This window comes from Ruegeria sp. BHSC276 (assembly GCF_059612945.1).
Map to the genome: position 1 here is coordinate 121128 of NZ_JBXWRP010000008.1, position 18272 is coordinate 139399.

General features: G+C 61.8%; 21 protein-coding genes. 8 read left to right on the forward strand and 13 right to left on the reverse strand.

Annotation, left to right across the window (positions count from 1 at the left end; translation table 11 throughout):
* Positions 1–10: 10 nt before the first annotated feature.
* From AC2FMD_RS14650 to AC2FMD_RS14675, 6 genes are all read right to left on the reverse strand, one after another.
* The gene (locus AC2FMD_RS14650; protein ID WP_490360036.1) at positions 11–814 is read right to left on the reverse strand and encodes a ParA family protein; all 804 of its coding nucleotides are present in this window, start codon (positions 812–814) and stop codon (positions 11–13) included.
* The gene (rsmG, locus tag AC2FMD_RS14655; protein WP_496742741.1) at positions 807–1430 is read right to left on the reverse strand and encodes a 16S rRNA (guanine(527)-N(7))-methyltransferase RsmG; all 624 of its coding nucleotides are present in this window, start codon (positions 1428–1430) and stop codon (positions 807–809) included. Before rsmG ends, AC2FMD_RS14650 begins: the two co-directional genes overlap by 8 nt.
* Positions 1427–3295, reverse strand: a complete 1869-nt coding sequence (gene mnmG / locus AC2FMD_RS14660) for a tRNA uridine-5-carboxymethylaminomethyl(34) synthesis enzyme MnmG (protein ID WP_496742740.1) — start codon at positions 3293–3295, stop codon at positions 1427–1429. Before mnmG ends, rsmG begins: the two co-directional genes overlap by 4 nt.
* A 12-nt stretch (positions 3296–3307) precedes the next feature.
* Positions 3308–4594: a tRNA uridine-5-carboxymethylaminomethyl(34) synthesis GTPase MnmE gene (gene mnmE, locus AC2FMD_RS14665; RefSeq protein WP_496742739.1), complete on the reverse strand. Its 1287-nt coding sequence runs from the start codon at positions 4592–4594 to the stop codon at positions 3308–3310.
* 30 nt (positions 4595–4624) lie between these two features.
* Positions 4625–5896, reverse strand: coding sequence for a transcription termination factor Rho (gene rho, locus AC2FMD_RS14670; RefSeq protein WP_496711024.1), 1272 nt, complete (start codon positions 5894–5896; stop codon positions 4625–4627).
* Between the two features lie 135 nt (positions 5897–6031).
* Positions 6032–6481, reverse strand: a complete 450-nt coding sequence (locus AC2FMD_RS14675; RefSeq protein WP_170342619.1) for a CopD family protein — start codon at positions 6479–6481, stop codon at positions 6032–6034.
* Between the two features lie 403 nt (positions 6482–6884).
* Between AC2FMD_RS14675 and AC2FMD_RS14680 the strand changes: the two genes are divergently transcribed.
* Genes AC2FMD_RS14680 through dnaQ form a run of 4 tightly spaced genes read left to right on the forward strand, consistent with a single transcriptional unit; the run spans position 6885 to position 9619 of the window.
* Positions 6885–7484 (forward strand): Maf family protein, encoded by a 600-nt coding sequence (locus AC2FMD_RS14680; protein WP_496711025.1) that lies wholly within the window; start codon positions 6885–6887, stop codon positions 7482–7484.
* On the forward strand, positions 7481–8314 hold the full coding sequence (locus AC2FMD_RS14685; RefSeq protein WP_496681639.1) for a shikimate dehydrogenase: 834 nt from the start codon (positions 7481–7483) through the stop codon (positions 8312–8314). The genes AC2FMD_RS14680 and AC2FMD_RS14685 overlap by 4 nt, the downstream gene beginning before the upstream one ends.
* Positions 8311–8904 carry a dephospho-CoA kinase gene (gene coaE / locus AC2FMD_RS14690; protein WP_496681641.1) on the forward strand — a complete coding sequence of 198 codons (594 nt, stop codon included), beginning with the start codon at positions 8311–8313 and terminating at the stop codon, positions 8902–8904. The genes AC2FMD_RS14685 and coaE overlap by 4 nt, the downstream gene beginning before the upstream one ends.
* Positions 8897–9619: a DNA polymerase III subunit epsilon gene (gene dnaQ / locus AC2FMD_RS14695; RefSeq protein WP_496687869.1), complete on the forward strand. Its 723-nt coding sequence runs from the start codon at positions 8897–8899 to the stop codon at positions 9617–9619. Before coaE ends, dnaQ begins: the two co-directional genes overlap by 8 nt.
* Positions 9620–9642: 23 nt before the next feature.
* On the opposite strand, the gene secB is transcribed toward dnaQ, so the two are convergent.
* Together secB and AC2FMD_RS14705 are read right to left on the reverse strand one after the other, a co-directional pair.
* Positions 9643–10143 carry a protein-export chaperone SecB gene (gene secB / locus AC2FMD_RS14700; RefSeq protein WP_496742738.1) on the reverse strand — a complete coding sequence of 167 codons (501 nt, stop codon included), beginning with the start codon at positions 10141–10143 and terminating at the stop codon, positions 9643–9645.
* Positions 10144–10197: 54 nt separating this feature from the next.
* Positions 10198–10689, reverse strand: a complete 492-nt coding sequence (locus tag AC2FMD_RS14705) for an FxsA family protein (RefSeq protein ID WP_496681654.1) — start codon at positions 10687–10689, stop codon at positions 10198–10200.
* A gap of 108 nt (positions 10690–10797) precedes the next feature.
* Between AC2FMD_RS14705 and AC2FMD_RS14710 the strand changes: the two genes are divergently transcribed.
* Genes AC2FMD_RS14710 through AC2FMD_RS14720 form a run of 3 tightly spaced genes read left to right on the forward strand, consistent with a single transcriptional unit; the run spans position 10798 to position 13081 of the window.
* Positions 10798–11457 carry a Tim44/TimA family putative adaptor protein gene (locus tag AC2FMD_RS14710; protein ID WP_496687874.1) on the forward strand — a complete coding sequence of 220 codons (660 nt, stop codon included), beginning with the start codon at positions 10798–10800 and terminating at the stop codon, positions 11455–11457.
* Positions 11454–12494, forward strand: coding sequence for a murein transglycosylase A (gene mltA / locus AC2FMD_RS14715; protein ID WP_496795156.1), 1041 nt, complete (start codon positions 11454–11456; stop codon positions 12492–12494). The genes AC2FMD_RS14710 and mltA overlap by 4 nt, the downstream gene beginning before the upstream one ends.
* Entirely contained in the window at positions 12494–13081 is a 588-nt protein-coding gene (locus tag AC2FMD_RS14720) for a Smr/MutS family protein (protein ID WP_496795157.1), read from the forward strand. Before mltA ends, AC2FMD_RS14720 begins: the two co-directional genes overlap by 1 nt.
* On the opposite strand, the gene AC2FMD_RS14725 is transcribed toward AC2FMD_RS14720, so the two are convergent.
* The 4 genes from AC2FMD_RS14725 to hslV all read right to left on the reverse strand — a co-directional run bounded on the left by AC2FMD_RS14725 (position 13078) and on the right by hslV (position 17428).
* Complete coding sequence (locus AC2FMD_RS14725; protein ID WP_496742736.1) at positions 13078–14298, reverse strand: MFS transporter; 1221 nt, start codon at positions 14296–14298, stop codon at positions 13078–13080. The genes AC2FMD_RS14720 and AC2FMD_RS14725 overlap by 4 nt on opposite strands.
* Positions 14295–15392 carry an alpha/beta hydrolase gene (locus AC2FMD_RS14730; protein ID WP_496742735.1) on the reverse strand — a complete coding sequence of 366 codons (1098 nt, stop codon included), beginning with the start codon at positions 15390–15392 and terminating at the stop codon, positions 14295–14297. The genes AC2FMD_RS14725 and AC2FMD_RS14730 overlap by 4 nt, the downstream gene beginning before the upstream one ends.
* A 102-nt stretch (positions 15393–15494) precedes the next feature.
* Positions 15495–16802, reverse strand: a complete 1308-nt coding sequence (gene hslU / locus AC2FMD_RS14735) for an ATP-dependent protease ATPase subunit HslU (RefSeq protein WP_496795158.1) — start codon at positions 16800–16802, stop codon at positions 15495–15497.
* A gap of 68 nt (positions 16803–16870) precedes the next feature.
* Positions 16871–17428 carry an ATP-dependent protease subunit HslV gene (gene hslV, locus AC2FMD_RS14740; RefSeq protein WP_149774117.1) on the reverse strand — a complete coding sequence of 186 codons (558 nt, stop codon included), beginning with the start codon at positions 17426–17428 and terminating at the stop codon, positions 16871–16873.
* 197 nt (positions 17429–17625) lie between these two features.
* Between hslV and AC2FMD_RS14745 the strand changes: the two genes are divergently transcribed.
* Positions 17626–17820 (forward strand): DUF1127 domain-containing protein, encoded by a 195-nt coding sequence (locus AC2FMD_RS14745; RefSeq protein WP_496687885.1) that lies wholly within the window; start codon positions 17626–17628, stop codon positions 17818–17820.
* A 127-nt stretch (positions 17821–17947) separates the two neighbouring features.
* On the opposite strand, the gene trxA is transcribed toward AC2FMD_RS14745, so the two are convergent.
* Entirely contained in the window at positions 17948–18268 is a 321-nt protein-coding gene (gene trxA / locus AC2FMD_RS14750; RefSeq protein WP_490361043.1) for a thioredoxin, read from the reverse strand.
* Between the last annotated feature and the right edge of the window lie 4 nt (positions 18269–18272).

An 18272-nucleotide genomic window follows, 5' to 3' on the forward strand; every position in this document is an offset into this window, starting at 1 on the left:
TGACAGCCGTTCAGACAGCCATTTTCTTGTTCTTCTGCATGATCTCGCGCGCCAGGTGTCGATAGGCCATGGCGCCCAAAGACCCCGAGTCATACTGCAACACCGGCATCGCAAAAGACGGTGCCTCGCTGACCCGGACGTTTCTGGGTATCTTGGTTTTAAATACCATCTCGCCCAAGTTGTCACGCGCGTCCTTTTCGACTTGCCGGGACAAGTTGTTGCGGTTGTCATACATGGTCAACACAACACCTTCGATTCTGAGATCGGGATTCGCGGTCTGACGAACCTCGCGGATCGTCAGCATAAGTTGCGACAGACCTTCCAACGCAAAGAACTCGCTCTGCAATGGGACCAGAACAGAATGCGCCGCGACCATCGCGTTAACCGTCAGAAGGTTCAGCGACGGCGGGCAGTCGATCAGGATGAAATCCAGCCCAAAAGCATCAATTGCTGGCTGGCGCAGAGCATCGTGCAGAAGATAGCTGCGTTTTTCATTCGAAATCAGTTCGATATCAGCCGAGCTCAGATCGACGGTCGCCGGAATGATGTACAGGTTTTCCAGCTCGGTTTCCTGCACAACCGCTTCCAGCGGCGCCTCATCGAGAATCAGGTCATAGGTCGTCCAATCCCGATCCTCCACACCCAGCCCCGTGGAAGCGTTGCCTTGGGGGTCCAGATCGACCACAAGAACCTTGCAACCCGCTTCGGCCAAGCCGGCTGCGAGATTGATTGCCGTCGTCGTCTTTCCCACCCCGCCTTTTTGGTTGGCCACGGCGATAATCCGAGGTCCGGCCGGGCGCGACAGATCAACCACGAGAGACTCCTTTGATCTTAAGGATGACAGCCTGAGCTTCAGTCAAACTTTTAATCGGCTCGGCGTCGAATTTCCATTCCCGCTGCGCATCCTCCAGCTCTTTTTTCCAGATGGCGCCTTTCGGGAACAGTGCAACGCCGTTTTTTTGCAAATGCCTGTCACAAAAAGACAAAAGCGTCGTCAGATCAGCCAAGGCCCGGGCCGAGAGGACATCGGCATTCAGCGGGTCCACCAACTCGATTCGCTTGCAGATGACCGAGCAGTTTGCACCCGTCTCGCGTATGACCGTGCGCAGAAAGGCCGATTTTCGTTGATCGCTTTCGACAAGGGTAAACCGTGCCTGGGGCTGAGTCTCAATGGCCATGACCGCGCAGACGAGGCCCGGAAAGCCCCCGCCGCTTCCAAGGTCCACCCAGTGGTCAAATTTGTCCACCTGACGAAAGACTTGAACCGAATCCAGAATGTGACGCGACCATGACTCTGCCAGTGTGCTGCGCGACACCAAGTTAATTCTGGGATTCCATTTTTTCAACAGATCGACATATAGGCGCAGCCGATCGAATGTTTCACGTGAAACACTCAAGCTGTCCGGCGTCGGTATGAAACTGGAGGTCATGCGTGCCGCGCTTTTTGATCCCGGCGGAGCTTTGCGAGAACCAAAGTCAAAGCAGCGGGCGTCATACCTTCGATCCGACTAGCCTGCGCAATGTTGGTTGGACGCGCATGAGACAACTTCTGCTTCATCTCAGAAGATAGCCCGTCTAGCGCGAAGTAGTCGAAATCCATTGGGATTTCATAGGCTTCATCCCGCTTCAATGCTTCAACATCCTTCTGCTGACGCGCGATGTAGTTCGCATACAGCGCGTCACGCTCAATCTGCCGCCTGATATCAGGTTCAACATCCTCCAGCCCATCGACCAAAGGCATCAGGTCTTCGAAACATACCGATGGGAAAGCAAGGATCGCCATACCGTCACGCCGATTTCCATCCTGGTTGACGTCAATTCCCACGGATTGAATTTGCTTTGGTGTGAAGGTTTGGCCGGAAAGCTTCTGCTTTACCGTGTCCAGTTTTTCCATCTTATCTTCAAATGCCGCCCGGCGCGTCTCGCTCACGCACCCGATCTCCAGACCAACAGGTGTTAACCGTTGATCGGCGTTGTCCGCGCGCAGCGACAAGCGGAACTCGGCCCGGGACGTGAACATCCGATAGGGCTCTGCAACACCGCGGGTGGTCAAATCATCGATCATCACGCCGATATAACTGTTGGAACGGGTGAAATGGACCGGCTCTCGCCCTTTGACGGCCAACGCGGCGTTCAGACCGGCAACCAGTCCTTGCGCCGCCGCCTCCTCATATCCTGTGGTACCATTGATCTGACCCGCAAGATATAGGCCTGGGATATCCGGCAGCGACAAAGATGCCGTCAATACGCGCGGGTCGATATAGTCATATTCGATCGCATAGCCGGGCTGAAGGATCTCGGCGCTTTCCAATCCTTTGATCGTCCGGACGTATTCAACCTGTACATCCTGAGGAAGCGACGTCGAAATCCCATTGGGGTAGATCGTGTGGTCGTTGACGCCTTCGGGCTCGAGAAAAATCTGATGCGAGTCCTTTTCCGCAAAACGCACGATTTTGTCCTCGATCGACGGGCAGTAGCGCGGGCCAACGCCTTCGATATGACCACCATACATGGCCGAGCGCTTCAGGTTTTTCTCGATGATGTCATGGGTGCGGCTGTTGGTATGGGTGATCCCGCACGCGATCTGCGGTGCTTCTACCGCCTTCGACAAGAAGGAAAACAAGGTTGGGTCGGGATCCCCTTCCTGGCGCTCCAGCCCGCTCCAGTCAATTGTACGCCCATCCAGGCGCGGCGGGGTTCCGGTCTTCAAACGGCCCATCGGAAGGTCATAGCTGTCAAGACGTTCGGCCAACCTGACCGAGGGCCGGTCGCCCATGCGTCCGCCAGGGCGCTGGACATCGCCGATATGAATCACCCCCCGAAGGAACGTGCCAGACGTCAGAATCACAGCTTTCGCCGGAATCTCCGAACCATCGCCCAGAACAACCCCGGCTACACGCGGTCCATCCATCCGGAAATCAACGACTTCGCCGGTCACGACGATCAGGTTTTGGCGCTTCCGTGTTTCCGTCTGCATGGCCGCCCGATACAATGCCCGGTCTGCCTGAGCGCGTGGCCCCTGAACGGCAGGCCCCTTGCGGCGGTTGAGCAGGCGAAACTGGATGCCGGCCCGGTCCGCGACGCGGCCCATGACTCCGTCCAAGGCATCGATCTCGCGGACCAGATGACCCTTGCCCAACCCTCCAATGGCCGGGTTGCACGACATTACACCGATATCCGTCTCGGACAGCGTGACCAGCGCTGTATTCGCGCCCATTCTCGCGGCGGCATGAGCGGCCTCGGCACCGGCGTGGCCGGCCCCGATTACCACGACATCAAACTGTGAATGTTTCACGTGAAACACTCCCTATTTCCCAAGACAGAAGCTGGCGAAAATCTCGTCCAGCAGGTTTTCGACATCGACCCGGCCCACAAGGGACTCCAGCGCGCGGATGGCAGTGCGCAATTCTTCCGCTGCAATATCATATAGGTCGGGACCCGATTCCAGAACCTTCAACGATTCGGTCAAAGCCGCAGAAGCGCGCTGCATGGCGCTTCGATGGCGTTCTCTTGTCGCGATGCCAGATGTTGCGGTTCGTTCGCGCAGAACACGCGATATCTGGTCTATCAACCGATCGACGCCCTGCCCGGTCTTGCCTGAAACACCGGACTCGGATTCGCCGCGCAGATCGGATTTCGGCAGAACATGGATATCTCCGGGCTGAAAAGCGATTCCCAGCTGATCGGGATCTTCGGTCAGAAAAACCCGCAGATCGGCCTTGTCCGCCCTGTCCCGCGCCAAAGCAATGCCCAGACTTTCGACATGATCCCGGGTTTCTCGCAAGCCGGCCGTGTCCAGCAAAGTCACCGGCAAGCCGGCCAGATCCATCCGAACCTCGATCACGTCGCGCGTGGTGCCGGCATATTCCGAGGTGATCGCCGCATCGCGTCCGGCCAAGGCATTCAAGAGCGTTGATTTACCGGCATTCGGCGGCCCCACGATCGCCACCTCGAAACCGGTCCGAATGCGCTCGGCAATTCTCACCCCACGCGACTCGCGGTCCAGATCCACCATCACCCCGGCAATCAACTGCCGCACTTCGGGCGTCACATCTGTGGGAACCTCCTCGTCGGCAAAATCGATCACCGCCTCAAGCAGCGAGGCCGCCCGGATCAGGTCACGCCGCCACCTTTCAGCGAGGCTCCCCAACTCTCCGGCCAGGATTGTCTGGGCCTGTTTGCGCTGCGCCTCGGTTTCCGCATCGATCAGATCGGCCAGGCCCTCCACCTGGGCCAGATCCAGTTTGCCGTTTTCGAGCGCACGCCGGGTGAACTCTCCGGGCTCGGCCATCCGCAACCCATCCATGTCGGCCAGTGTGCGCAACACGGCGTTGACCGCGGCCGTACTGCCGTGGATCTGAAGTTCGGCCACGTCTTCGCCGGTGAAACTGGCCGGCTCTTGAAAGGTCAGCACAAGGCCATCGTCCAGGCGCGAGCCGTCAGGCGCGCGAAACTCGCGCACCCGCATTCCGCGCGCCGGCAAGTCACCGCCCGACAGATCCGCCGCGGCCCGATGCGCCAATGGCCCGGACAGACGGATGACCGCCACACCTGCTTTGCCCTGCGCGCTGGCCAAGGCGAATATCGTATCCATTCAAAGGCCCCGCGTCGGTGACAGACCGTATCAGGTATTCATCGAGTCGAAGAACTCGGCATTGGTCTTGGTCTGTTTCAGCTTGGACAGCAGGAACTCGATCGCGTCGGTGGTGCCCATCGGGTTGAGGATCCGACGCAGAACGAAGGTCTTCTGCAGATCGGTCTTGTTGACCAGCAGGTCTTCTTTCCGGGTGCCCGACTTGAGAATGTCGATGGCCGGGAAGACGCGCTTGTCGGCGATCTTGCGATCCAGAACGATTTCCGAGTTGCCGGTGCCCTTGAACTCTTCGAAGATCACTTCGTCCATGCGGCTGCCGGTGTCGATCAGCGCGGTGGCGATGATGGTCAGCGAACCGCCCTCTTCGATGTTCCGGGCCGCACCGAAGAACCGCTTGGGCCGCTGCAGCGCGTTGGCGTCCACACCGCCGGTCAGAACCTTGCCCGAGGACGGCACCACGGTGTTGAAGGCCCTACCAAGTCTTGTGATCGAGTCGAGAAGAATAACAACATCTCGTTTATGCTCGACCAGACGCTTGGCTTTTTCGATCACCATTTCCGACACGGCGACGTGGCGCGATGCCGGTTCGTCAAAGGTCGACGACACCACCTCGCCCTTCACCGAGCGCTGCATGTCGGTCACCTCTTCCGGGCGCTCGTCGATCAGCAGGACGATCAGGTAGCATTCGGGGTGGTTCTTTTCGATCGAGTGCGCGATGTTCTGCAGGATCACCGTCTTACCGGTCCGCGGTGGCGCCACGATCAGCGAACGCTGGCCCTTGCCGATCGGCGCGACCAAGTCGATCACACGGGCGGATTTGTCCTTGATGGTCGGATCTTCGATCTCCATCTTCAACCGCTCGTCCGGATAGAGCGGCGTCAGGTTGTCGAACAGGATCTTGTGCTTGGCCTTTTCCGGGTCTTCGAAGTTGATCTTGGTCACCTTCGTCAGCGCGAAATAGCGCTCATTCTCGTCCGGAGCCTTTATCTCGCCCTCAACCGTGTCACCAGTGCGCAGCGAATGCTGGCGGATCATGTCAGGTGAGACATAGATGTCGTCCGGGCCGGGCAGATAGTTCGCCTCGGGCGAGCGCAGAAAGCCGAAGCCGTCCTGCAGCACCTCAAGCACGCCGTCACCGCCCACGGTCCAACCCTCGTCCGCGCGTTCGCGCAGGATTTGGAACATCATCTCGCCCTTGCGCATGGTCGAGGCGTTTTCGATCTCGAGCTCTTCGGCCATGGCCAGAAGGTCTTTAGGGCTTTTCGCCTTCAGATCGGACAGATTCAGGGATTCGGTTGTCATGATTATACGGACCTTGGCCGCAAGGGTGCGGCACAGCATTGAATTTCAAACAGGAAGATGCGCCATCCGGTCGGATGGGTTACCTCTTACATAAGGCCAGCTGCCACCCGAGTCAAACCCGTGCGGGAATGGCCCTCAGAACTTCAGAATGACCGCCAGAACGATGATGACCATCAAAACGGTCGGAACTTCGTTCATCATGCGGTACTGGCGCCCTGTGAGCGTATTGCGGCCCTCGACGAAATCCTTGCGCCGAGCCATCAGCCAGTGATGGAACCAGGTCATACCGATCACCGCCGCGCCCTTGACCCAGGGCCAGGACCAGTCCCACCCGACGATGCCGGGAGTGAACACCATAATGAGGCCGCAGACCCAGGCCACGATCATCGCCGGCCGCATGATCACACGCAGCAGCTTTTCTTCCATTTCAAAGAAGATCTCGGGCGCGCCGTCGACGGCCTGCGCCTTTTCGACGTGATAGACGAACAGGCGCGGCAGATAGAACAAACCCGCCATCCACGAAATCACCGCCATAATGTGTAGCGATTTCACCCAAGGGTACAACGTGAAGAGAAGATCGGTCATTGGGTTTCCCGGCACTGGTCGGGCCCTCCCTAATAAAAAAAATAGAAAAGAGAAAGGATGATGGTTTTGTAGGGTGGGCAAAATCCGTGGATTATTGTTTTGTCTGCCGGTTTTCCCCAGGTGGATGACTGTATCCCGATTATCCGTGATTCTGTTGAAACAAAGTTTTCACAAGCAAACTCAATGATTTGAAATGAATCCGCCTAACCTTTTCTGGGGATAACTAAAGGGACATCTTTTGATAAACAGGAAATCCCAAGGTCCCGAGTTATCCTTGTCCCGACCGGACAGACTTCGGGCGACTCAGGGAAGTTTCGGGCCGAAATCGCGGGCTTGCGTGTCAACCGGAAAACCATACAAACCGTTCAAGACCAATGATCCACTTGCCCACGGGGTTTTCCACATGACTGTCCCCATCGTACTTGCCTCGGGGTCCGAGATCCGCGCGCAGCTGCTGCGGAACGCCGGGGTGCCGTTTTCCGTCCAAGTCGCCCGAGTGGACGAAGATACCGCGAAACGCGCGCTTTTGGCCGAGGGCGCGCCACCCCGCGACATCGCCGATGCTCTGGCCGAGCTTAAGGCGCGCAAGATCAGTGACAAGACGCCCGGCGCGATGGTTCTGGGCTGTGACCAGGTTCTGGATTTCGATGGACGTCTGTTGTCCAAGCCCGAAACGCCCGAAGACGCGCTGGCGCAGTTAAAGGCGATGCGCGGCAAGCGTCACATGCTGCTGTCGGCGGCGGTGATCTATCAGGACGGCGAACCGGTCTGGCGCCATGTCGGACGGGTACGGTTGCGGATGCGCGCCAGTTCGGATGCCTATCTGAAGGGCTATGTCGCGCGCAACTGGGACAGCATTCGCCATGCAGTCGGGGCCTACAAGCTGGAAGAAGAAGGCGTGCGCCTGTTCAGCAGCATTGACGGCGACTATTTTAACGTCTTGGGTATGCCCCTGCTGGAGCTGCTCAATTTTCTTGCGGTCCGAGGGGTGATCGAACAATGACCGACAACCGCATTCCACTGGCCGGAGTCATCGGACACCCGATTGCCCATTCCCGATCGCCCGCCCTGCATGGCTATTGGCTGAAGACCTATGGTTTGCCGGGCCATTATGTGCCGATGGATGTTGCGCCTGCCGATCTTGAAACGGTCCTGCGCAGCTTGCCCAAGGCCGGGTTCGTCGGGGCTAATGTCACCGTTCCGCACAAAGAGGCCGCGTTGCGCTTGGCGGATCATGTGTCGGACCGTGCCTCGGTGATCGGGGCGGCGAATACGCTGGTGTTCCGGGCCGATGGCTCGATCCACGCAGACAATACCGACGGGTACGGGTTCATGCAGAACCTGCGCGCGGGTGCGCCGGATTGGGTGCCGCAGGATGGCCCGGCTGTGGTGTTCGGCGCAGGTGGAGCCGCTCGGGCGGTGCTGCAGGCGCTGGCCGAGGCCGGCGTGCCCGAGATCCTGCTGACCAACCGCACGCGGTCGCGCGCTGATCACCTGAAAGAGGAATTCGGCCAGCGCATCACCGTGATTGATTGGGTCAAGGCCGGAAACGTGATCGAAAACGCCGAGCTGGTGGTGAACACCACGTCACTGGGCATGCAGGGCCAACCCGAACTGCGCGTCCCGCTGGACGGGTTGCAGCCGGGAACGGTGGTGACCGATCTGGTCTATGCACCGCTGAAGACCCGCCTTCTGGAACAGGCCGAGGCTGCGGGCTGTAGCATCGTCGATGGGCTGGGCATGTTGCTGCATCAGGCGGTGCCGGGGTTCGAGCGATGGTTCGGCCTCCGCCCCGAGGTCACGGAAGAAACCCGCGCAGCGGTTCTGGCATGAGCTTTGCGTTGGGTCTGACCGGATCGATCGGCATGGGCAAAAGCACCACCGCCGACCTGTTCGCGCAGGAAGGTTGCGCCGTGTGGGATGCCGACGCCGCGGTGCATCGGCTGTATGCGGCAGGCGGCGCGGCGGTCGCGCCGATCCGCGCGGCATTTCCCGACGCGATCGAAGATGAAGCCGTCAGCCGCGACGCCCTGAAACGGATCATCGGCGCCGATCCGACCGCATTGAAACGGATCGAATCCATCGTCCACCCACTGGTTGCCCGGGATCGGGAAATGTTTCGCCAGGCGGCCAAGTCAGACATCCTTGTCTTTGACATCCCGCTGCTGTTCGAAACCGGCGGCGACGCGCAGATGGATGCGGTGGCCTGCGTTTCAATCTCCCCAGATGAGCAGAAGCACCGCGTCATGGCGCGTGGCACGATGACCGAGGCGCAGTTCGAGCAAATCCGCGCCAAACAGATGCCGAATGACGAGAAATGCGCGCGGTCGGATTTCGTGATCGTCACCGACACTCTGGACCATGCCCGCGCACAGGTGCAGGATGTGGTCAGGCAGATCAGGGCAGGATTGGCAGATGCGTGAAATCGTATTGGATACGGAAACCACCGGATTCGATCCCGAAAGCGGCGACCGGATCGTCGAGATCGGCGCCATCGAGCTGTGGAACCACGTTGCCACGGGCGAGACCTATCACGTTTATATCAACCCCGAACGTTCGATGCCGGCCGAGGCCTTCGGTGTGCACGGTATCGGCCCCGACCTGCTGGAGCCGCCGCAAAAACCTGAACCGGGACAGATCACCCTGAAGGACAAACCCGTTTTTGCCCAGATTGGGCAGGCCTTCCGCGATTTCGTGGGTGATGCGCGGCTGGTGATCCACAACGCCGCCTTCGACATGAAATTCCTCAATGCCGAGCTGGGATGGATAGGCCTGCCCCCGATCCCAATGGATCAGGCGCTGGATACACTGGCGATTGCGCGCAAGCGGTTTCCCGGCTCGCCCGCCTCGCTGGATGCGCTGTGCCGACGGTTCAACATCGACAACTCGAACCGCGTTCTGCACGGCGCGTTGCTCGACTCGGAAATCCTGGCCGAGGTCTATCTTGAGCTGATCGGCGGACGACAGCCCGATTTCGGCCTGTCCGCAGCCCGCTCGGAAACCAGCGGTGGCGGCGAGACCTGGCGCCCGGGCCCGCGGCCGACGCCCCTGCCCCCGCGGATCACCGCGGACGAGCGCACCGCGCATGAAGCTTTCGTGAAGAAACTGGGCGACAACGCCCTGTGGACCCGCGCCTGACCCGGTCAGGCGCGGGGTCCGTATCAGGCTTCGGTCTTGTTGGCCTGCTCGGCCTGACGGCGCATCAGCTCGTTGCGATACAGCGCGACGAAATCGATATTGTCCAGGTTCACCGGCGGGAAGCCGCCATCGCGGGTGATGTCGCTGACGATCCGGCGCAGGAACGGGAACAGCATGCGCGGGCATTCGATCAGCAGGAACGGGTGCAGTTGGTCCTCCGGCACGCCCTCCACGTGGAACAACCCGCAATAGTCGATTTCGCACAGGAACAGGACGTCCTCCATGCCCTTGGCCTTCGAGGTCAGCTTGAGCTTGATCGACACTTCGAACTGATGTTCGACCGGGCGTTTTTTCGCATCCAGGTTCACCTGAACCGAGATTTCGGGCTGCACGTCGCCCGAAACGCCTTTCTGCGCCATCACGTTTTCAAACGACATGTCCCGGATGAACTGGCCCAGGACCCGCATCTTGACTTGCGGGTTGGCGGGGGCTTCGGTGTTGCCTGCGGCGGTGTCTTCGGTCATGGAACGGCTCCAAAAATGAAATTCGCCACTGCTTAGCAAGTTGGGCGCGGCACCTCAATGCCGGTGGGGGCCTTCTACCCATTTCGAAGGACGCGGCGGGTTCGAACGGGGGCGGACCTCGGTGAATTCGCCGTCGATGATGTCGCCCGGCGCGAACGGGCCCTCGTGCCGCGTGGCGCCGCCCATCTGAAACTGCGTGACTGTGACGCGCGATTTCAGCCAGCGGAACACGCCGGCCCTGACCGCCGGGATCAGCAGCGCAAATCCCACCGCATCGGTGAAGAACCCCGGCGTCAGCAGCAGCACACCCGAGACAAGGATCATCGCCCCGCTGGCCAGCGGCTCGGTCGGGTCGTCCAGTTCGGCAAAGCTGCGCTGCAGTTTCTCCAGCGCCATCCGGCCCTGGTTGCGCACCATCACGGTGCCCAGAACCGCCGTCAGCACCACGATCGCTAGCGTTGGCCACAGGCCGATCAGCCCGCCAACCTGGATGAACAGGGCGATTTCGACGATCGGCACCAACAAAAATGCCAAGAACAGGTACATTTGCGCTATCCTTTCCCATAGGCCGGGCTGTGGACTTGCCACCAACAGTCACCTACATAGTGACCAGAGGCCGCGTGTACAAAGTCTCGGTGCTGAAAAGAGGACGAAATGAATTCACCCCTGATCCAGCTTCTGGTGCTGGCTGGCATTGCCATCTTCCTGATCCTGCGCCTGAAAAGCGTGTTGGGCACGCGGGAAGGTTTCGAGAAACCGCCCGTGCCGCAGCAACCTGCCCCCAGCAAGTCGCGCCGGGATTTCGAGGTGATCGAAGGCGGCCCCGATCGCGACATCACCGATCATGTCCCCGAAGACAGCGAAATCGCCCAGACCCTGGCCGCGATGAAGCGGGTCGAACCCAGCTTCTCGGTTAGCGAGTTCCTGCAGGGCGCACGCGGCGCCTACGAAATGATCGTGATGGGATTCGAGCGCGGCAACCTGGACGAAATTCAGCCCTTCCTGGCCGAAGATGTTTTTGAAACCTTCGTGTCCGTCGTGGCCGATCGCGAAGACAAGGGCCTGACCATCGAGGCCGAGTTCATCGGCGTGCGCGAGATCGCGCTGGTGGACGCGCAGTTTGACAAGGACACCAACCGGGCCGAGATCACCGTGCGCTTTGTCGGTGAACTGACCTCGGTCGTGCGCGACCGCGACGGCAACATCGTCGAGGGCAACCCCAACACGATCAAGCGCCAGAAGGACAGCTGGACATTTGCCCGCGTCATGGGCGCGGACGATCCGAACTGGCTGCTTGTCGCCACCGACGCATGACGGGACGACTCCGGTCGCTGATTGTGGCGGCGATTCTGGCCGCCGCTCCCGCCGCCGGGGCCGAGACCACGCGGTCGATCCTGACCTTCGATGACCTGCACGGCTGGGCGGAAGACGATCATGCCGCGGCCCTGTCGGTATTCCTCGAGACCTGCGGCGATCTGGACGACCCCGACTGGCGGGCGCTGTGCGCCACCGCGCGCAGCCACAAGCCCGAGGCCGCGCGGGCCTTCTTCGAATTGTTCTTCCGCCCGGTTCTGATCAAGGACGGCAAGCCGCCCCTGTTCACCGGCTATTTCGAACCCGAACTCGATGGCGCGCGCCATCGCACCGACCGGTTCCGCTTTCCGGTCTACCGGATGCCGCCCGAGGCCCGCGGTGACGGCCCCTGGTTGACCCGGCAAGAGCTGCTGACCGGCGATGTCATGCAGGGCCGCGGACTCGAGATCGCCTGGGTCGATGACCCGGTCGAGCTGTTCTTTCTGCAGATCCAGGGCTCAGGCCGGATCCGCCTGCCCGACGGGACCGCGTTACGGGTGGGGTATGGCGGCGCGAACGGCCATCCCTATCGCTCGATCGGGGTCGAGATGGTGCGGCGGGGTCTGCTGGGCGCGCATGAGGTCAGCGCCCGGATGATCCGCGCCTGGGTCCGCAAGAACCCCGAAGCCGGGGCTGAACTGCTGATGCACAACCCGTCCTACGTGTTCTTCCGCGAGGTTTCGCGCGTGGCACCTGACCGGGGCCCGCTGGGAGCGATGAACCGGTCGATCACCGCGATGCGCAGCGTGGCGGTCGACCCGGCCTTTGTGCCGCTGGGTGCGCCGGTCTGGGTCGAGAAAGACGGGGCCGCGCCCCTGCGCCGCCTGATGATTGCGCAGGACACCGGCGCCGCGATCAAGGGCGCACAGCGGGCCGACATCTTTTTCGGCACGGGGGACGCAGCGGGCCAGGCGGCCGGACGGCTGAAGGATCTGGGCCGCATGGTGGTGCTGCTGCCGATCCAGCGCGCCTATGCCATGTTGCCGGACGAATTCTGATGACCCGGCGCAAACTGACCGCTGACGAGATCGAACTGTGGCGCAAGGTGGCCCGCCAGACCGAACGGCTGCACCCTGAACTGCCGCAGTCGGTGCATCCGACCACCCTGCCCAAGCCCACGCCCAAGAAACCGCCCAAACCGCGGATCGAGCCGTTCCAGCTGGGTCAGAACCGACCTGCGCCCGCGCCGGACCATCGTCTGAAGCCTTCGGTGGCCGAGGGGTTGCGGGCTGCGCCCGTGCAGATGGACAGCAAGGCCTTCGCCCGGATGAAGCGCGGCAAGCTGAAACCCGAGGGCAAGCTGGACCTGCACGGCATGCGGGTCGACACGGCGCACCCGGCGCTGATCAGGTTCATCCTGTCGGCGCAGGCCTCGGGAAAGCGGCTGGTTCTGATCGTGACGGGCAAGGGCAAACACCGCGACGAGCCCGGCCCGATTCCGACTCCGCGCGGGGTGCTGCGCAATCAGGTGCCTCAATGGCTCGCGTTGCCGCCGCTGGCGCAGGCGGTGCTGCAGGTGGCGCCGGCCCATGTCAGCCATGGCGGCGAAGGGGCCTATTACGTCTACCTGCGCCGGATCCGCTAGAACAGCCGCTGCGCCCGGTGGATCCCGGCCCAAACCAGCGCGCTGGCCAGCATGAAAAACCCGGCGATCCATTGAAACTGGGTGGTCAACGAAACGCCCTTGTCGATCAGTGCCCCGGTCAGGCCCGGTCCGATGGCTGATCCCAGCACCATGACCGCAGCAGCCATGGCCTTGATCGCGCCGATGTGGCGGGTGCCGTAGAACTCGGCCCAGAAGGCCGCGGGCAGCGTGCTGTTGGCCCCAACCGACAGCGCCAGACACGCCAGTGCCACCACCGCGCCGGGGATTGTGTGCACGACGGAAAATAGGCCAAACCCGATCGCCAGCGGCAGTTGATAGAACGGCATCATCCGGGCGGTGCCCCACCTGTCCAGCGCCCAGCCCGAGGCGAACATCGCCAAAATCGACACCCCGGTATAGATCGGAAACAGCGCCACAAGCTGCAGATGCGCCCAACCCTTGATCTGCGCCAGATGAACCTGGTGAAAGAAAAAGGCGGTGATGAAGGCCGACGGCCCCAGAAGCGCCGGCGCCATGAACCAGAACAGCGGGGTCCGCAGGGTTTCGGACCGGGTCCAGTGACGGCCCGCCATCCCGGTGGCCGAATGCTGCTGCGCAAGGCTTTGGGGGGTGCGTTCGTTCCTGAGCATCCGCATCAAGGCGGGTATGCCCAACAGCGTCACGGCGGCCGAGGCGACCCACAGCAAGCGCCAGTCAATCAGCGCCATCGCGGCCACGAACAGCATCGGCAAAACCGCCTCGCCCACGGCAAAGCCCAGCGTCGCGATCGACAGCGCCTTCCCGCGCGAGGCGGTGAACCATCGGGTCATCGCCACCATTGCGATGTGGCTGCACATGCCCTGGCCGAACAGCCGCAACAAAAAGATCACAACCGGCAGCAGAAGCACCCAGCGGTTGACCGCCATCGCCATCGCCGCCACGGCCAGGCCTCCCAGCACCGCAGCCCCCAGCGCGCGCACGCGGTAGCGGTCGGTCAGCCCTCCGGCCCAGATCATGACCCCGGCCGAAACCAGAGTACCCAGCGCATAGAGGCTGCCCCAGGCGCCGTGGCTCAGGCCGAACTCGGCCCGGATCTGGCCCGCGAAGATTGAGATGAAAAACGTCTGCCCGAAACTGGACAGAAAGGTCAGCAGTACCCCCGCACCCAGCCATGGCGCATTCCCGGCCAGAAAATGGCGCAGCCCCCGCCCAGTCACGGAGAACTGACCCGGACCTGCCCGGTTTCCGTCAGAACCACTTCGGTCGCGCCGTTGTCGTTTCGAACCGCCGGAGGAACCAGCAGGTCGATCCCTCCGTTGTCCTTGCCGAAAGTCCGGCTGACGCGGCGGAGCGCGCCCAGAATCGACAGCAGCGCCGGCGAGGTCGCGGCCACGAAATGCGAGGATTCGGCATCGCGGTTGAACACGGTCGTGTCGATGATGCTGATCGGGTATTCGGCGATCCGGCCGGTCGACCGGATATTGCCCAGCCGTTCACTCTTGGCGGTGCCGCGCAGCCGGGCCGAGATGCCTAGAATCCGGTCTTTCTTTGACACCATCACCAAGAACGGATCGGGCGGGTCCTGAATGCTGGCCATCTGCGACCGAAACACATCGACATCCAGGTCGGGCGAGATCAGCAGAACACCTTCCAGGTTGCGCCGTGACCAGCCGGGCTCGCGCAGCTCGGCCTGGCGCATCATCTCCATGGTCAGCGCGGCCCCCATCGAATGCGCCACGATCAGTATGCGCGGAACGCCGATGGATTTAAGCTTTGCCACCGTTTGCTGCAGCCCGTTGCGCGCAAACAGCATGCTGTCCAGATCATAGGCATAACCCGTGCCGCTGCCCCGGCTGGGCCAGGAATAGATCAGGGTCCGCCCCGGCAGCCCGATGTCATGGGCCAGCTGGGCCGCACGAAACGCGGTTTCGGTCTGGGTGGCGTTGAAGCCGTGCACAAAAATCGTGACCTCCTGCGCGCCATTCAGCCGCGCCTTTAGGTCCCGCGGCCCGTCAAATTCTTTCAGCCCGGCCAGCACGAACTGTTTTGCGGGATCAGGGTCGGAATAGGAAAAATCAAGCGTTCCCGGCCGGTGGCTCGGCGGAATCGACACGGTCAGTTCCAGAAACCTCAGATCCTCGGCCCGCCCATAGCCATAGCTGCCGTCCGGTTCGCGCGCACGCGTGGTCGCGGCAAAGACGGTCTGCGCAGTGCCAACCTCGAGCGCCTGCGGCAGGATCACCGAAACGGACCTGTCGACACAGGCACCCAATGTGGCGACCCAGACAAGAAGGATCAGAATGCGCAGCACGGAACGGGCCTCGGAACAAAGGAACGGCCTACGCATAACGGAACCAGCGGCAGGGTCCAGAGACTTGGGTGGCGACAGACCGCCGATCTTCGGTGGGACCTGTTACAGAACGTAACGGCTGAGATCGGCGGATTTGGTCAATTCGCCCAAATTGTCATCCACGAATTGCGCGTCCACCACGATCTCGGCGCCGGCCTTGTCGGGGGCGGCAAAAGACAGGTCTTCGAACACGCGCTCCATCACCGTGTACAGACGCCGCGCCCCGATATTCTCGACGCTGCGGTTCACCTCGGCCGCGATCCGGGCCAGCGCCGCGATGCCGTCATCGGTGAACGAGACACTCACGTCCTCGGTGCCCATCAGCGCGGCATATTGCCGGGTCAGGGCGTTGTCGGTCTCGGTCAGGATGCGCACGAAATCCTCCTCGGTCAGCGCGCGCAACTCGACCCGGATCGGCAGCCGGCCCTGAAGTTCGGGCAGCAGGTCCGAGGGCTTGGCGATGTGGAAGGCACCCGACGCGATGAACAGGATATGGTCGGTCTTGACCGGGCCGTGCTTGGTGGACACGGTCGTGCCCTCGATCAGCGGCAGCAGGTCGCGCTGCACGCCTTCGCGGCTGACATCGGCACCGCGCGCATCGGCCCGGGCACAGACCTTGTCGATTTCGTCAAGGAAGACGATGCCGTTCTGCTCGACCGCTTCAAGCGCGGTCCGGGTGACGGTTTCGTCGTCCAGCAGCTTGTCGGCCTCTTCCCCGATCAGGATGTCATAGCTTTCGGCCACGGTCATCCGGCGCTTGACCGTCCGCCCACCAAAGGCCTTGCCGAAGATGTCGCCCAGATTCATCATGCCCATCTGGCTGCCGGGCTGGCCGGGTATGTCGAACATCGGCATGGGGTTGGAATGGTCGGCCACCTCAAGCTCGATCACCGTGTCGTCCAGCTCGCCCGATTTCAGCTTCTTGCGGAACATCTCGCGGGTGCTCTCGCGCGCGTCCGAGCCGGCGATGGCCTCGATCACCCGGTCCTCGGCGGCCTGGTGCGCCTTGGCCTTGACCTCTTCGCGCATGTATTCGCGGGTCTGGACGATCGCGGCGTCGGTCAGGTCGCGGATGATCTGTTCGACATCGCGGCCGACATAGCCGACTTCGGTGAACTTGGTCGCCTCGACCTTGATGAAGGGCGCGCGGGCCAGCTTGGCCAGGCGGCGGCTGATCTCGGTCTTGCCGACGCCGGTGGGGCCTATCATCAGGATGTTCTTGGGATAGACCTCGTCGCGGATGTCATCGGGCAGCTGCTTGCGCCGCCAGCGGTTGCGCAGGGCCACGGCCACGGCGCGCTTGGCATCCTTCTGGCCGATGATGAAGCGATCCAGCTCGCTGACGATTTCGCGCGGGGTCAGGTCGGTCATGTGCTTTCAAATCCCGTTGTTTCGCGGGCAACCTAAGCATGGGGTGCGGAAACACAAGGCGGAGCCCGTTATTTCGTGATCCGCTCCACGGTGAGGTTGCCGTTGGTGTAGACGCAAATATCGGCGGCGATCGCCATTGCGTCGCGGGCCACCTGTTCGGCGCTCTTGTCGCTGTCCATCATCGCCCGCGCCGCCGCCAAAGCGAAATTGCCGCCCGACCCGATCGCGGCCACGTCATGTTCGGGCTCCAGCACGTCGCCCGCCCCAGTGATCACGAACATGTCCGCCCCGTCGGTGACGATCAGCATCGCCTCGAGCTTTTGCAGATACTTGTCGGTGCGCCAGTCCTTGGCCAGCTCGACCGAGGCGCGGGCCAACTGGCCCGGTGTCGCCTCAAGCTTGGCCTCGAGCCGTTCCAGCAGGGTGAAGGCATCCGCCGTCGATCCGGCGAAGCCGGCGACGATCTCGAACCCGCCGGGCGACAGGCGGCGCACCTTGCGGGCGGTGCCCTTGATCACGGTCTGGCCCAAGCTGACCTGCCCGTCACCCGCAATGACGACCTCGCCGCCCTTCTTGACGCCGATGATCGTGGTGCCATGCCATCCGGGAAAGTCGTTCTCAGCCATACAAGCCTCCGTATCCGTTGCCGACCTATATGGGCCGGGCGGGCGATCCGCGCAACCCGTTCTCAAACTGCCTAAAAGATATGCAATCTATGCATCACGGGGTTGTCGGACCAGCAATTGTGAGTCGCCCCCGGCAGGACTAGATGGGGCCTGCAACCGACATTGGGTCGGCTGCTTCAGTTGAAGGAATGCGCAAAATGGCAACCACCGCAAACATCCATGCGCCGCTCGGAGCAGCTACCATCCTGCACGTAGTGGACGCTTTCATCCGCGTCTATGACTCGGTTGTTGAATGGAACACCAGCCGCAAGACCCGCAAACTGTTGTCGCGCCTGAGCGACGAACAGCTGGACGACATCGGCCTGACCCGCGCCGACATCGCCAAGATCTGAGCGGCACGCAAAGTTATCTCCCCAGAAAGGGCCGTCCGAAATTGCGGGCGGTCTTTTCTTTTGTCCGGTATGGCCGCAAAAAAGGCGCCCTTGGCGGGGCGCCTTATGTCCTTGGGATCCGGTGCGATCAGATCGATTCTTCGATCCAGCTTTGCAGGGCGGCCTTGGGCGCGGCGCCTGCGCGGTTTGAAACCACCTGACCATTCTTGAAGATGAACAGCGCCGGAATGCCGCGCACGCCCATGGCCGCGGCCGAGTTGGGGTTGCTGTCTACGTCGACCTTGGCGATCTTGATCTTGTCGCCGTATTCGGCCGCCAGCTCTTCCAAGGCGGGGCCGATCTGCTTGCAGGGGCCGCACCACTCGGCCCAGAAATCCACCACGACGGGGACGTCCGAGTTCTTGACTTCGGCGTCAAAGGTTTCGTCGGTTACGGCTACGGTCGACATATTC

Bases quoted from the DNA above. Each gene is read 5' to 3' on its own strand.
- rsmG (WP_496742741.1), bottom strand. From the start codon at position 1,430: ATGACCTCCAGTTTCATACCGACGCCGGACAGCTTGAGTGTTTCACGT.
- mnmE (WP_496742739.1), bottom strand. From the start codon at position 4,594: ATGGATACGATATTCGCCTTGGCCAGCGCGCAGGGCAAAGCAGGTGTG.
- rho (WP_496711024.1), bottom strand. From the start codon at position 5,896: ATGACAACCGAATCCCTGAATCTGTCCGATCTGAAGGCGAAAAGCCCT.
- AC2FMD_RS14675 (WP_170342619.1), bottom strand. From the start codon at position 6,481: ATGACCGATCTTCTCTTCACGTTGTACCCTTGGGTGAAATCGCTACAC.
- AC2FMD_RS14680 (WP_496711025.1), top strand. From the start codon at position 6,885: ATGACTGTCCCCATCGTACTTGCCTCGGGGTCCGAGATCCGCGCGCAG.
- AC2FMD_RS14685 (WP_496681639.1), top strand. From the start codon at position 7,481: ATGACCGACAACCGCATTCCACTGGCCGGAGTCATCGGACACCCGATT.
- coaE (WP_496681641.1), top strand. From the start codon at position 8,311: ATGAGCTTTGCGTTGGGTCTGACCGGATCGATCGGCATGGGCAAAAGC.
- dnaQ (WP_496687869.1), top strand. From the start codon at position 8,897: ATGCGTGAAATCGTATTGGATACGGAAACCACCGGATTCGATCCCGAA.
- secB (WP_496742738.1), bottom strand. From the start codon at position 10,143: ATGACCGAAGACACCGCCGCAGGCAACACCGAAGCCCCCGCCAACCCG.
- AC2FMD_RS14705 (WP_496681654.1), bottom strand. From the start codon at position 10,689: ATGTACCTGTTCTTGGCATTTTTGTTGGTGCCGATCGTCGAAATCGCC.
- AC2FMD_RS14710 (WP_496687874.1), top strand. From the start codon at position 10,798: ATGAATTCACCCCTGATCCAGCTTCTGGTGCTGGCTGGCATTGCCATC.
- mltA (WP_496795156.1), top strand. From the start codon at position 11,454: ATGACGGGACGACTCCGGTCGCTGATTGTGGCGGCGATTCTGGCCGCC.
- AC2FMD_RS14720 (WP_496795157.1), top strand. From the start codon at position 12,494: ATGACCCGGCGCAAACTGACCGCTGACGAGATCGAACTGTGGCGCAAG.
- hslU (WP_496795158.1), bottom strand. From the start codon at position 16,802: ATGACCGACCTGACCCCGCGCGAAATCGTCAGCGAGCTGGATCGCTTC.
- hslV (WP_149774117.1), bottom strand. From the start codon at position 17,428: ATGGCTGAGAACGACTTTCCCGGATGGCATGGCACCACGATCATCGGC.
- AC2FMD_RS14745 (WP_496687885.1), top strand. From the start codon at position 17,626: ATGGCAACCACCGCAAACATCCATGCGCCGCTCGGAGCAGCTACCATC.
- trxA (WP_490361043.1), bottom strand. From the start codon at position 18,268: ATGTCGACCGTAGCCGTAACCGACGAAACCTTTGACGCCGAAGTCAAG.